The organism is Hymenobacter negativus (genome assembly GCF_017571495.1).
GTDB classification, from domain to species: domain Bacteria; phylum Bacteroidota; class Bacteroidia; order Cytophagales; family Hymenobacteraceae; genus Hymenobacter; species Hymenobacter negativus.
On the sequence record NZ_JAGETZ010000005.1, the window covers coordinates 422,721 to 437,205 of the forward strand.

At 59.0% G+C, this 14,485-nt stretch carries 9 protein-coding genes; all 9 read left to right on the forward strand.

From position 1 onward, the window contains the following. Nucleotides 1-21: 21 nt before the first annotated feature. The 9 genes from J4E00_RS13985 (at nucleotide 22) to J4E00_RS14025 (ending at nucleotide 14,452) form a co-directional block, all read left to right on the forward strand. A complete protein-coding gene (locus J4E00_RS13985) occupies nucleotides 22-894 on the forward strand; it encodes a hypothetical protein (protein ID WP_208175790.1) in 873 nt (290 codons plus the stop codon). A gap of 239 nt (nucleotides 895-1,133) precedes the next feature. Next, on the forward strand, nucleotides 1,134-3,890 hold the full coding sequence (locus J4E00_RS13990; protein WP_208175791.1) for an alpha-L-rhamnosidase: 2,757 nt from the start codon (nucleotides 1,134-1,136) through the stop codon (nucleotides 3,888-3,890). A gap of 193 nt (nucleotides 3,891-4,083) precedes the next feature. Continuing rightward, on the forward strand, nucleotides 4,084-5,325 hold the full coding sequence (locus J4E00_RS13995; RefSeq protein WP_208175792.1) for a glycoside hydrolase family 105 protein: 1,242 nt from the start codon (nucleotides 4,084-4,086) through the stop codon (nucleotides 5,323-5,325). 26 nt (nucleotides 5,326-5,351) lie between these two features. Then, complete coding sequence (locus J4E00_RS14000; protein WP_208175793.1) at nucleotides 5,352-6,482, forward strand: sialidase family protein; 1,131 nt, start codon at nucleotides 5,352-5,354, stop codon at nucleotides 6,480-6,482. Between the two features lie 187 nt (nucleotides 6,483-6,669). After that, the gene (locus J4E00_RS14005) at nucleotides 6,670-8,067 is read left to right on the forward strand and encodes an alpha/beta hydrolase family protein (protein WP_208175794.1); all 1,398 of its coding nucleotides are present in this window, start codon (nucleotides 6,670-6,672) and stop codon (nucleotides 8,065-8,067) included. Between the two features lie 149 nt (nucleotides 8,068-8,216). Then, complete coding sequence (locus J4E00_RS14010) at nucleotides 8,217-10,094, forward strand: right-handed parallel beta-helix repeat-containing protein (RefSeq protein WP_208175795.1); 1,878 nt, start codon at nucleotides 8,217-8,219, stop codon at nucleotides 10,092-10,094. Between the two features lie 135 nt (nucleotides 10,095-10,229). Further along, nucleotides 10,230-12,413: an alpha-rhamnosidase gene (locus J4E00_RS14015; protein ID WP_208175796.1), complete on the forward strand. Its 2,184-nt coding sequence runs from the start codon at nucleotides 10,230-10,232 to the stop codon at nucleotides 12,411-12,413. Between the two features lie 164 nt (nucleotides 12,414-12,577). After that, nucleotides 12,578-13,243 carry an L-rhamnose mutarotase gene (locus J4E00_RS14020; protein WP_208175797.1) on the forward strand — a complete coding sequence of 222 codons (666 nt, stop codon included), beginning with the start codon at nucleotides 12,578-12,580 and terminating at the stop codon, nucleotides 13,241-13,243. Nucleotides 13,244-13,384: 141 nt separating this feature from the next. Further along, nucleotides 13,385-14,452 (forward strand): Gfo/Idh/MocA family protein, encoded by a 1,068-nt coding sequence (locus J4E00_RS14025; RefSeq protein ID WP_208175798.1) that lies wholly within the window; start codon nucleotides 13,385-13,387, stop codon nucleotides 14,450-14,452. Nucleotides 14,453-14,485 lie beyond the last annotated feature (33 nt).

The following is a 14,485-nucleotide window of genomic DNA, read 5'->3' on the forward strand; positions in this document are numbered from 1 at the left end:
TTTATAAACAATTGAAATTAGATGGCAACGCCTTTTGAGAGTGAGGAATTTTCAGATGCAGCTTACTGGCGGGATGCATCAAGAAAGAAGAGACTAAATATTAATAATTGTATTTCAAGTTGGACCGATATCTGCGGATTTGGCAGTTTATTAGAGGCTAATGATTGGGATTTGGCGAGACTGCAAGAGCAAGGCGTTGTCTATTTGTTGAATCAGATGCATTTGATTGCGGGTAGGCCTTTAATGATAGGAATAGACCCATACCCAAATGACAAGGTTATAGTTCTCAATGATGGTATTGCCAGAACAATTGACTTATTGCACATTGATCGGATAGATGCGCACGTATTTCTGCTCTATGTCAGAGACCTTTTATTCTCTCATTTATCTTTGCTAAGAATTACTAAAGTACATAATGTTGGTGTACGAACAGTTGTAGCTGGTGGGCAGCGAGTGCAATATTCGGCTGCTTCTACTACTGGTCACTCTAATTTGTACTATGATGAAAACAACGTGAGTGATTATGGTAAAAAACTGCTTAATACAACATTTGTATACAATCCTGCTGAATTTCAAATGAATACAGCTTTTGCCAAAGCTTATACACTTGATAGCTTGGGTTCGAAAAGTGGTATTGTAGTTAATGGGTTTTATATTGAGAGTGAGTTTTTTGCGAAAATTAAGCCAATAAAAGAGTTGAAAATTGACGTAGCTCAAAATAATATTATGTTTTATCGTTCGGACATGCTAATGTTTGAGCTAAATATTAAAAACACTATTAGTTTAAACATTAAAGGCGTAGATACTGTGGTATATCACATTGACAAATTTGTTATACATAAAATGTTTGATGGAGATGACTTAGAATTTGACCTATTTAATCAAGTAGAGTAGACTTTGTAGGAAAATTAGGTTTTTCAGCGCATTTAAACCGCCTGTATCCACCCCCATTCCACCATCCTCCCCACACCATGCACAAATCGACCAGATTCGTGCTAACATCCTAGAATAACGGGAAGCAAAAAAGTCCGAACTATGTGGGTGCCGAACTGCGCCCCGCGCACCCCCCAGCCGGCCCGGTGGCCGAGGCGCTTGCTCTACCTAGGAGCGAGCGCAAGGGGGAGGCTCCGACTATGACTGCCCGACTTCTGTTTCTGCTGCTTACTTGTTTGTCGCTCACGGTCTTGCGGGCCGCGCCGCCTGCTGCCGTGCAGCTTCAGCGGCTGCGCTGCGAGCTGCTGACCAACCCCGAAGGCATCGACGCCACCGCCCCGCGCCTGAGCTGGGAGCTGAGCGGCCCGGCCCGCGGCCTCACCCAAACGGCCTACCAGGTGTTGGTGGCCTCCACGCCCGAGAAGCTGGCCGCCGACGAGGGCGACTTGTGGAACTCGGGCAAGGTAGCCGCGGCGCAGTCGGTGCACGTGGGCTACGGGGGCGCGCCCCTGCGCAGCCAAGCGCGCTGCTACTGGAAGGTGCGCACCTGGACCAGCCAGGGCGAAACCGCGTGGAGCGCGCCGGCGCAGTGGAGCATGGGCCTGCTGAACTACCTCGACTGGAAAGGCCGCTGGATTGGGCTGGACCGCGCCTTTCCGTGGGACGATGAGACGACCCACGCCCGGCTGTCGGCCCGTTATTTCCGCAAGGAGTTCAAGGCCGCGAAGGCCGTGACGCGGGCCACGGCGTCCATCATCGGGCTGGGGCTGTACGAGCTGTATGTGAACGGCCAGCGCGTGGGCGACCAGGTGCTGGCACCCGGCCCCACCGACTACACCCAGGGCGTGAAGTACAACACCTTCGACGTGACGCGCCTGCTGCGGCCGGGCGCCAACGCCCTAGGTACCGTGCTCGGCAACGGCCGCTTCTACGCCATGCGGCAGCACTACAAGCCGTACAAAATCAAGACCTTCGGCTACCCCAAGCTGCTGATGCAGCTGGATGTGACCTACGCCGACGGCAGCCACGAGGTCGTGAAAACCGACGAAACCTGGCAGGCCACGGCCGACGGTCCCATCCGGGCCAACAACGAGTACGACGGCGAAGAATACGACGCCACCAAGGAAATGCCCGGCTGGAGCACCGCCGGCTTCGACGCCCAAAAATGGGGCAAGGCCGAGCTGGTGCAGGAGCCCGGCGGCGCCTTCGAGGCCCAGATGAACGAGAACATGAAGGTGATGGAAACCCTGAAGCCGGTGGCCCTCAAGCCGCTGGCGGGCGGTAAGTTCGTCCTCGACATGGGCCAGAACATGGCGGGCTGGCTGCGGCTGCGCGTCACGGGGCCTAGGGGCCAAAAAATCACGCTGCGCTTTGCCGAGACGCTGCAAAAAACCGGCGAGCTGTACGTGGCCAACCTGCGCGACGCCCGCGTGACCGACGTGTACACGCTGCGCGGCGGCGCCCGCGAAACCTGGGAGCCGACGTTTGTGTACCACGGCTTCCGCTACGTCGAAATCAGCGGCTACCCCGGCACGCCCACGCTGGCCGATTTCGACGGCCGCGTGGTGTACGACGACCTGGCCACGACGGGCGAGTTCGTGACCTCCAACGCCACCATCAACCAGGTGTATAAGAATGCCTACTGGGGCATCAGGAGCAACTACAAGGGCATGCCCATCGACTGCCCGCAGCGCAACGAGCGGCAGCCCTGGCTCGGCGACCGCACCACTGGGGCCTACGGCGAGAGCTTCGTGTTTGACAACTCGCGGCTGTACGCGAAGTGGCTCGACGACATTGCCCAGGCCCAAAAAGCCGACGGCAGCATCCCCGACGTGGCCCCCGCCTTCTGGCGCTACTACGGCGACAACGTGACCTGGCCCGGCACCTACCTCACCATCGCCGACATGCTGTATTCGCAGTACGGCGACGCCCAGCCCATTGCCAAGCACTACGACTCGATGCGCCGCTGGCTCGCCTACATGCGGGCCAACTACATGACCGCCGGCTACCTCGTGACCAAGGACAAGTACGGCGACTGGTGCGTGCCGCCCGAATCGGAGAAGCTGATTCACTCGCAAGACCCCGCTCGCAACACCAGCGGCGAGGTCATCGCCACCAGCACCTACTACCACATGCTGACCCTGATGCAGCGCTTCGCCACCGTGCTCGGCAAGCCCGCCGATGCGCAGGAATACGCCGCCCTAGGTGCCAAAATCAAGGACGCGTTCAACCAGAAGTTCCTGAACGCCCAAAACCAGCAGTACGCCAACAACACCGTGACGGCCAACCTGCTACCCTTGGCCTACGGCATGACGCCCGACGCCGAGCGGGGCAAGGTGTTCCAGAACATCGCCGATAAAATCTTGGTCGAAAACAAGGGCCACATCAGCACCGGCGTCATCGGCACGCAGTGGCTGATGCGTGGCCTCACCGCCGAGGGCCGGCCCGACATTGCCTACAAACTGGCCACCAACCGCGACTACCCGAGCTGGGGCTACATGGCCGCCAACGGCGCCACCACCATCTGGGAGCTCTGGAACGGCAACACCGCCGACCCCGCCATGAACTCCCAAAACCACGTGATGCTGCTCGGCGATTTAATCATTTGGGACTACGAGAACCTGGCCGGTATCAAGTCGGCCGCGCCGGGTTTTCAAGAGCTAGAAATGAAGCCCGCCCTGATTGACGGGCTGACCTCAGTGCAGGCTTCGTATCAATCGGTGCGCGGCCTGGTGCGCAGCAGCTGGACGCGGGATGCGAAGCGCTTCACCTGGAACATCACGGTGCCGGGCAATGCCAAGGCGCTGGTGTACGTGCCGGCCAAGGATGTGAAGGACGTGACAGAAGGCGGCAAAAACGCTTCTGGCGCGGCTGGGGTGAAGTTTTTGCGGATGGAAGAGGGTAGGGCAGTGTTTGAGGTTGGCTCGGGGGAGTATGCGTTTGTGGCGAAGCAATAGAATGGCACACTGTTCGATTATAGGCGCCTCACCCCCGGCCCCTCTCCGAAAAGGAGATGGGAGCCTGACGATTGCAGACAGTCGCGCCGTCGTGGCTCCCCTCTCCTTTTCGGAGAGGGGCCGGGGGTGAGGCATCACGCCTGCACGTTCTCTAATTTAATGAAACAAGCTAGCATAATTTGACCTGTAATTGATGCGCAAAGCCAAGATTATCAATAAAGCAAAAGCAACCGGCCTGGCCCTAGCAATAGGCGCCACGCTACTAGCGTGTCCACCAGCCGCGCTGGCCCAAACGCCCGCGCCCACCGCTGCGCCAATCACCATTCCCGCCACCGCCAAGTGGTCGGAGCGCATGGCGCTTTCGGTGTTGAAGCGGAGCCCGTGGCTGCAAGACCCTGCCCTAGGTGATTCCTGGGGCTACACGCAGGGGCTGCTGATGCACGCGCTGGAAGCGCTGGAACACCAGAACCACGACCCGCGCCTGCGCACCGCCTTGCAGCAGTACGGCGACAAGATGGTGGATGCTCAGGGCGAGATTCACAACAAAGACTACAAGCCGCTGGACAACAGCCTCGACAACATCAACTCGGGCAAGCTCCTGTTCCAACTCTACACCGATACCAAGCAGGAGAAGTATAAAATTGCCCTCCAAAAGCTGCACACCGAGCTTCAGCAACAGCCCAAAACCAGCGACGGCGGCTACTGGCACAAGAAGAAATACCCCAGCCAGATGTGGCTCGACGGGGCCTACATGGCCAGCCCGTTTGTGGCGCAGTACGCGGCGTATTTCAAGGAGCCGGCTGGGTTTGATGAGGCGGCCAAGCAGCTACTCTTGCTCGACAAGCACCTTCGCGACCCCAAAACCGGCCTGCTCTACCACGGCTGGGACGAAAAGCACGTGCAAGCCTGGGCCAACCCCCAAACCGGCCAGTCGCCCAACTTCTGGGGACGCGCCATTGGTTGGTACGGCATGGCGCTGGTAGATGTGCTCGACTACCTCCCCGCCAAGCACCCCGACCGCCCCAAGCTGGTGCAGGTGCTCGACCAACTGGCCGTAGCCATCCAGAAATACCAGGACCCCGCCAGCGGCCTCTGGTACCAGGTGGTGGACAAGGGCGGCCAGCCCGGCAACTACCTGGAGGCGTCGGCCTCGGGCATGTTCGTGTACACGCTAGCTAAGGGCGTGAACAAGGGCTACCTCAATAAGAAGTACCGCCCGGTAGCCCAAAAAGGCTTCGACGGCATCACGTCCAAGCTCATCAAAACCCAGCCCGACGGCGAGCTAAACCTGCTGCAAGTATGCGAAGTAGCAGGCCTAGGTCCCGGCACCGAGCGCAACGGCTCCTACGAATACTACGTGGGCGAGCGCATCAAAATCAACGATTTGAAAGGGGTAGGGCCGTTCATTCTGGCCAGCCTCGAACTCAATAAATAGCGGCTCCGGCCATCCAACGTACCGCCATGAGAAACCCCATTTTGCTACTGGCCCTCGGGCTGCTTGCACACGGCGCATCGGCCCAAACGCAGCCGTGGAAACAGGGCATCGTCACCGACGAATTCATCTTCGAAAAAGCGCCCTTCCCCGAGAGTCACGCCGCCACCATCGCCGAGACACCGAAGGGCCTCGTGGCCGCCTGGTTTGGCGGCACCAAGGAGCGCAACCCCGACGTGGGCATCTGGGTGAGCCGCCAGGAAAACGGCCACTGGACCGCCCCCGTGGAGGTAGCCAATGGCATCCAAAACGAAACCCTGCGCTACCCCACCTGGAACCCGGTGCTCTACCAGGCGCCCGGCGGGGAGTTGCTGCTGTTCTACAAAATCGGCCCGAAACCCTCGGAGTGGAAGGGCTGGCTGCGGACTTCCAAAGACAACGGCCTGACGTGGTCGGCGGCTCAGGCGCTGCCGGAAGGCTACATCGGTCCGGTGAAAAACAAGCCCGTACTGCTCAAAAACGGTACCTTGCTTTCGCCCACCAGCACCGAGGGTAGCGGCGGCTGGCTGGTGCATTTTGAGGCTTCGCCGGATTTTGGCAAGACCTGGACCAAAACTGCGCCCGTGCCCAACGGCGCCACCCAAGGCGCCATTCAGCCCAGCATCCTCACCTACAAAGACGGCCGCCTGCAAGCCCTCTGCCGCAGCCGCGACCGCGCCATCCTCGAAACGTGGTCCACGGACCAGGGCAAAACCTGGTCGCCCCTCGCCAAAACCACCCTGCCCAACAACAACTCCGGCACCGACGCCGTGACCCTGAAAGACGGCCGCCAACTATTGGTGTATAACCACGTGCTACCCCCCGGCACCCTCGCCAAAGGCCCTCGCACCCCCCTCAACGTGGCCGTGTCAAAGGACGGCAAAGAGTGGTACGCGGTGGCCATTCTGGAGGACTCGCCCATCAGTCAGTACTCGTACCCCTCGGTAATTCAGACCAAAGACGGGCTGGTACATTTCGTGTACACCTGGCGCCGCCAGCGCATCAAGCACGCCGTGCTCGACCCCAAAAAGATGAAGCTGGTGAAGATAGAAAACGGTATGTGGCCAGCCATGAAAGGCTACACAGCGCCGGTGGGCGAGGCGGAGATTACGAAGGACTGAGCCTAGCTCGTTCAACGGGGCGCCTCACCCCCCGGCCCCCTCTCCGAAAAGGAGAGGGGGAGCCAGATGACTATTGAATTAGAGCTAAGACTAGAAACTAGTTCCCCCTCTCTTTTTCGGAGAGGGGGCTAGGGGGTTAGGCACCCCCGTTAGTGCGGTACCCCAAACACCAACAGCATTCCCACCCATGTCTAGAATCTTCCGCCTGCTCCTAGGTTCACTTTTCCTCACTACCGCCGCCCAGGCGCAAAACTCCGACGACCAGTACCGCGAGCCATTGCAGCAGGTGTTGGAGGAGATTCAGCAGCGCTACGGGGTGAAAATCCGGCCCGACGCGGCCATGGTGAAGGACAAATACGTGACCTACGCCGAGTGGCGCTTCCGTCCCGACGTGGACGAAACCTTGCGCAGCGTGCTGGCCCCGTTCGACTACCAGGCGGCGAAAACCGGCGATAAAACTTACAAGCTCAAAACCTTCCAATACCACCTTAAAACGCCCGACGAAGGCGCTGCTCAGCTAGCGCAACTGGCCAGCCAGTACCACGATGCGGCCACTTGGGAAAAGCGCAAAGCAGAGCTGCGCAGCTGCATGTGGTCGGCGTTGCGGCTATCGCCCATGCCCGCCAAGCCGACCAGCAAACCCATCATTACCAATAAGCGGCAATTCGACGGCTACACGGTGGAGAATGTGGCTATCGAAACGCTGCCGGGCTACTACATGACGGGCTCGATTTATAAACCCACTAAGGCCAAGGGCAAAATCCCGGTTATCATCAGTCCCGACGGGCACTTTGGTGACGGCCGCTACCGGGCCGATGCGCAATTGCGCTGCGCCACGCTAGCCCGCATGGGCGCGATGGTGTACAGCTACGACCTCTTTGCCTGGGGCGAGTCGCTGCTGCAATTTAAGGGCGAAGACCACCGCCGCAGCCTCGCCATGACGGTGCAGGCCCTGAACGGCGAGCGGGCCCTGGACTACCTGCTGTCGCTGAAAGAAGCCGACAAGACCCGTGTAGCCATCACCGGCGGCTCGGGCGGCGGCAGCCAAACCATGCTGCTCACGGCGCTCGACGACCGCATCAAAGTGAGCGTGCCGGTGGTGATGCTCTCGACCTACCACAGCGGCGGCTGCCCCTGCGAAAGCGGCCAGCCCGTGCACCTCTGCGGCAACGGCACCAACAACGCCGAAATCGCCGCCATGGCTGCCCCACGCCCCCAACTCGCCATCACCGACGGCGGCGACTGGACTGCCCAGACGCCCGAAGTAGCTTATCCCTACCTCCAGAAAATCTACGGCTACTACGGCAAAACCGACCTTGTGCAAAACGTGCACCTGCCCAAGGAAGGCCACGACTATGGCCCCTCGAAGCGCCAGGCCATGTATGAGTTCATGGCCAAGAATCTAGGTCTGAACCTAACTGCTGCTGAGGATAAAACCGGCAAACTGGACGAGTCGAAAGTGACTGTGGAGAAGCAGCAGGCGCAGTATGTTTTCGGTCCGAAAGGGGAGGGGCTGCCGGCCAATGCGCTACACAGCTTCGAGGACTTGCAAGCAGAGTTTAATAAGCTGACGGCCGCCCGATGAACGATGTAGCGTGGACTCTGCGAGTCCGCGCAACGAGCGCAGCGAGTATCCGCGTCTACGTCGTTCAGTTTCAATCCTAATTCAAGTGCAGCTAGATAATACTCGCTGCGCTCGTTACGCGGACTCGCAGAGTCCACGCTACTTTCAGCATGACTCGAACGTTATTCATCGCCTTTAGCCTGCTAGGCGCCGCGCCAGCCCACGCCGCCGATATCTGGGTGGCACCCACCGGCTCGGACCGCAACCCCGGTACCCAAGCGCAGCCGTTGGCAACCCCAAATGAGGCTTTGCGCCAGGCCCGCAACCTGCGCCGCCTGCACGATGCCTCGGTGGTTGGGGGCGTGCATATCTGGTTGAAGGGCGGCGAGTACCAGCTTAAGGAGTCGTGGTTTTTCCGACCCGAAGACGCGGGCACGGCCGATAGCCCGACCATCGTAGCTGCCGCGCCCGGCGAGCGGCCGGTGCTGAGCGGCGGCGTGTCGGTAACGGGGTGGTACAAAGCGGCTGGCAAAACCGCTGGCTTGCCGGCTGCCGCGCAAGGCCAGGTATGGGTGGCCGCCGCGCCGCTTCTGGCAGGCCGCGCTCTCGATTTTCGCCAGCTTTGGGTGAATGGGCGCAAAGCCACTCGCGCTCGCACCCCCAACAACGACAACCTGCCCCGCCTGCTCACCTGGGATACCGATAAGCGGGAAACCATGGTGCCAACTGCCACCCTAAGTGGCGTCAAACAACCCGGTCAACTGGAAATGGTGCTGCACCAAATGTGGGCCGTGAACGTGCTGCGCGTGAAAACCCTGGCCGTGCAAGGCGACAGAGCTCGCGTGACGTTTCAGGAGCCTGAAAGCCGCATCCAGTTTGAGCACCCATGGCCGCGGCCCATCATCAACGGCAAAAACGGCAGCTCGGCCTTCTTCCTGACCAATGCCATTGAACTGCTCGACCAGCCCGGCGAGTGGTTTTATGACGCGCCACACGGGCAGGTATATTACTGGCCCCGCTCTGGCGAAAACCTGGCTACCGCCCAGGTAGTAGCGCCAGCCCTGGAAACAGTGGTGCGGGTAGCCGGCACCCTCGACCAGCCCGTGAGCTACGTGCAGTTCAAAGGCCTGACTTTCGCTTACACTACCTGGCTGCGGCCCTCTGAGCAGGGCCACGTGCCTTTGCAGGCCGGCATGTATCTTCTGGATGGCTACTCGCTGGCCAAGCCCGGCACGCCCGACAAAGCCGGCCTTGAAAACCAGGGCTGGATTGGCCGGCCGCCGGCGGGGGTGGAACTGCAGGCGGCCCATCACACGCGCTTCGAGCGGTGCCAGTTTCTGCACATGGGCGCAACGGGGCTGGACTTCCAGAGCGGCACTCACGACGACGTAATTACCGGCTGTACCTTCCGCGATGTAGCTGTGAATGGTATTCAGATGGGCAAGTTTTCCGACGAAGGAGTGGAAACGCACCTGCCTTACAACCCGAAGGATGAACGGGAAATCAGCACGAATGAATTGATTGAAAACAACCTCGTGACCGATTGTGGCAACGAGGACTGGGGCGCGGTTGGCATAGCCGCCGGCTTCGTGCGCGGCACCACCATTCGGCACAATGAAGTTTCGCAGGTGCCCTACACCGGCATTAGCTTGGGCTGGGGCTGGACCAAAACCGCCAACGCCATGCGCAACAACCGCGTGCAGGCCAACTACATTCACCACTACGCCCAGCATACCTACGATGTGGCTGGCGTGTACACGCTTTCGGCCCAGCCGGGCACGGTTATCACCGAAAACCGCGTCGATGAAATTGGCCGCGCGCCCTACGTGCACGACCCTGACCACTGGTTCTACCTCTATCTCGACGAAGGCTCCTCCAACATTACGGTGCAGGACAACTGGTGCCCAGCCGAGAAATTTCTAGCCAATGCCAACGGGCCCGGCAATGTGTGGAAGAACAACGGACCAATGGTAAGTGAAGCCATCAAGCAGGCGGCAGGGCTGGAGCCACCTTATCAGGATTTACGGAAAGCTTCAGCCCAGAAATGAATAACCTAAAACGTCATGCAGAGCGCAGCGAAGCATCTCCCAGGGTGCAGTAATCAACGCCATTGCAAAGATGCTAACGAGATGCTTCGCTGCGCTCTGCATGACGAACCAACCTCAATAACATCAACCCACCTGATGATAAAACCCTGTCTGAAACGAGTTGCGGCTGTGCTGCTTTTGCTACTTCTAGCAACCTCTGCCCAAGCCCAAACCGCCCCCAAAGCCACTTGGATTTGGTATCCCGGCGACTACGAAATCTGGCTGGGTAACCAGATGCAGAACCGCCGCACCGAGCGCGGTACCTTCTTCCCGGTGTTCTGGCGGATGGACAGCCACTATGTACTCATCGACTTCCATAAGGATTTCGACCTCGCGCAGCCCGAGGAAGTAGAACTGCGCGCCGAAGGCCAATACAACGTGAAACTTGACGGCAAGCCGCTGACTGGTGCTCCCACACGCCTGACGGTGCCCGCCGGCAAGCATCGTATTAATCTTAAGGTCTACAACCAAGCCACACCGCCGGCGGTGTTCGTGCGCGGCAAAACTATTGCTTCCGATGCATCGTGGCTGGTGACCTATGAGGATAAGGAATGGATTGACGCGTCGGGTAAAACCTCCGACCAGTCGGCCACCACTTGGCTGCAAGCGGGGGCTTGGAATTTTGACTCGCCCGAGGCGCGGCCCTCGGCTTTCAAGCTGCCGACGGAGGTGCGCCGGGCGGCCCGCGTCGAGCGTAACGGGCAGAACATGGTAGTCGATTTCGGGCGCGAAACCTTCGGCTACATCAAGCTGCACGGGCTGCGCGGCAAGGGCCAGGTGGCGGTGTATTTCGGCGAATCGAAGGAGGAAGCTTTAGCTACTGAAACCGGCGAAACGCTGGAATACCTAGCCGTGGACCAGCCGCAGAAAGGCGACCGGGTTACGAGCTTATCCAAAGCGTTTCGCTACGTGAATATCCGGCCGGAGGCGGGCGTAAGCCTCGATTCGGTGTCGATGCTGTATGAATATGCGCCGGTAGCGGAGCGGGGTAAATTCCGCTGCTCGGATGCGCAGCTGAATAAAATCTGGGACGTGGCGGCCTATACCATGCACCTCAATACGCGGGAGTTTTTCATCGACGGCATCAAGCGCGACCGGTGGGTATGGTCGGGCGACGCATACCAGAGCTACCTGATGAACTATTACCTCTACTTCGACACGCCAACGGTGAACCGCACGCAGTTTGCCCTGCGCGGCAAAGACCCGGTTACCAGCCACATCAACACCATCATGGACTATAGTTTTTACTGGTTCATCAGCGTGTGCGATGCCTACCAGTACACCGGCGACAAGGCCCAGGTGCAGCAGCTCTACCCCCGCATGCAGAGCCTGATGGACTACTGCCTCGGCCGCCGCAACAAGGACGGCCTGGTGGAAGGCCTGGCCGGCGACTGGGTCTTCATCGACTGGGCCGACGGCCTGAGCAAGAAGGGCGAAGTGAGCTTCGAGCAGCTGCTGCTGTGCCGCAGCCTCGAAAGCATGGCGTTGTGCGCCAAGCTGGTTGATGACCAAGTCGGAGCCCAGAAATACCAGCAGCTGGCCACTGACCTCAAAGCCAAAATCTTCGCCACCTACTGGAATGCCAGCAAAGGTGCCCTGGTGCACAGCCGCATCAACGGCCAGCCTACCGACAACGTGACGCGCTACGCCAACATGTTCGCCATCTTCTTCGACTACCTCAGCCCCGAGCAGGAGCAGCAGGTGAAGAAATCGGTGCTGCTGAACCCGCAGGTGCCCAAAATCACGACGCCCTACATGCGCTTCTACGAGTTGGAAGCCCTGTGCGCGATGGGCGAGCAGCCCTACGTGCTCAAGGAAATGAAGTCGTACTGGGGCGGCATGTTGGACCTGGGCGCTACTTCCTTTTGGGAAGAATACGACCCGGCCAAGAAGGGCGCTGAGCACTATGCTATGTACGGACGGCCCTTCGGCAAGAGCCTCTGTCACGCCTGGGGAGCCAGCCCGATTTACCTGCTCGGCAAGTACTACCTCGGCGTGAAGCCCCTCACGGCGGGCTACGCGACCTACGAAGTAGTGCCCAACCTCGGCGGCCTGCAATGGATGGACGGTGCTGTGCCCACGCCGCAGGGCGACATTACAGTGGCCGCCAGCCCCAAGCAGCTGAAGGTGAAAGGGGCTATGGGTACCGGCACGCTGCGTTTCAAAAGCAAGTCAAAGCCTTCTTGCAAGGGCGGCAAAATCGTCTCGAAAGGCAGCGGGCAATATGAGTTGACGCTGGAAAAGGGGCGCGAGTACGTAGTGACTTATCAGGCGTTGTAATGGAACTGTCCGCTAATCTTAATGAGGTAGAGCCGCATCCCTGCGTCTCGTCGTTGAGCGAGTACAGCCAAACGATGCGGACGACGAGATGCAAGGATGTGGCTCTACCTAATTCCAAAGCCCTGCGAGCTAGCAGCTTCTTGGGGACACTCTTACTGCTTCTGTTGCCAGTCATTTCCGCTCTTGCGCAAGCCGGCGAAAAGATGGCTGTAGTCGAAGTTATTGGTCCCGGCAAAGGGCCGGTTGCAGTTGAAAACCTGTTGAAGCTATGCCGCAAATACCAGGTGCCGACTACCGGCGTGTACGCGTGGCAAAACCACCTCATCGCCTACGGAAAAGCGGGAGGCATTAAGGCCGTGCAAAAGAATCTGGCCGCCATTTATGCTGGTAACGAGGTGAAGCTTTACCCCGCGCCCTTCTACAAATTCGACCGGCAATACTGTCAGGATAAAATCCCCGCTAAGCAGTGGGACAACATCATCCTGACGGCAAACCTGGTCAGTAGCCCGAAGAAGCAGCAGGAGTACCTGGCCTACCACGCCACCCAGTTTCAAAAGTGGCCCGAGGTAGCTCAGGGCTTCTGCAACGCCAGCTTTCAGCAGCTGCTGGTGTTTCGGCAAGGGCGGCAGCTGATGCTGGTTATCAGCATTCCGAAGGGTGCCAATCTGGATGAATTGAACCCGAAAACCTCCCTGAACAACCCGCGCGTGGACGACTGGAATGCCCTGATGAAGCAGTACCAGGAGGGCCTGCTGGGTACCAAACCCGGTGAGACGTGGGTGTTTCTGAAGCCGGTAGCGGCAAAGCAGCCGGTGGTGCTTGAGAAATGAAAAGGGGTGTCATGCAGGGCATAGCATCTGGCAGGTCGCAGTAAGCATAGGTATCAGCAACGAAGTGGGCGAGATGCTTCGCTACGCTCTGTATGACCAACAATTAATAATCAATAATTAACAGCCAATAAATCTCTCGAAATGCTAACTCTCGGAATCCTGGGCCTCGGCGAAGGCCGCAGCACCATGTCGGCCGCTTTGAACAGCCCAAAATGGACCCTCAAAACCATCTGCGACCGCAACGAAGACCTGTGTCGGCATCGCGCTGAGGAATTCAATTTCCACCACTACACCACGCAGTACCAGGACCTGCTCGATGACCCGGAAATCGACGCCGTAGCTATTTACACCCCCGACCATCTGCATGCCGAACACGTGGCCCAAGCGCTGCGGGCCGGCAAGCACGTCGTCTGCACCAAGCCCTTTATCGACGACCTCGGCAAGGCCAACGAACTGCTGGAGCTGAGCCGCACCTCGGGCAAAAAGCTATTTGTGGGCCAAAGCTCCCGGTTTTTCGAGCCGATGAAGAAACAACGCGCCGACTATGAAGCGGGCCTGATTGGTGAACTCATCACCATCGAAGCCTACTACCACGCCGACCATCGGTGGTTTCTGGAGAAAGGTTGGTCGCTGGAAAACGCCTTTAAGTGGCTCTACGGCGGCCTCAGCCATCCCGTGGATTTTATCCGCTGGTACTTGCCCAACATCGAGGAGGTGATGGGCTACGGCATGCTCAGCAGCAACGGCGCCAAGGGAGGACTTAAGCACCAGGATACCATGCACTTCATCTTCAAGGCCACCGATGGCCGCGTGGCCCGCGTGAGCGGCGCCTACACCGGCCCGGTGCAACCCGTAACGCGCGACTCGGAGATGAGCTGCGTCCTGCGCGGCACCGAGGGCGCCAGCCAGGGCGACTACATGGACCTGCGCTACGCCGTCACCGACCGCACCGGCGAGGAACGCCTCATTACCTGGGAGCACAAGCTCAAGCACTACTTCCGTTTCGAAGGCAAGAGCCACCACGCCGGCGAATACCAAAATTATCTGGAGTATTTCGCTGATTCTATCGAGCAGAATTTCACGGCTTACCCTGACTTGAAAGAGGGCATCGGCACCATTGCGCTGCTGCAAGCCATGGACCGCTCGCTGAGTACCGGCCAGCCGGTGAAAGTGCGCGACCTGCTGGCCGAGCATGGCATTACGCTCTAGCTCCGTAACCTCACCCCCGGCCCCTCTCCCGCG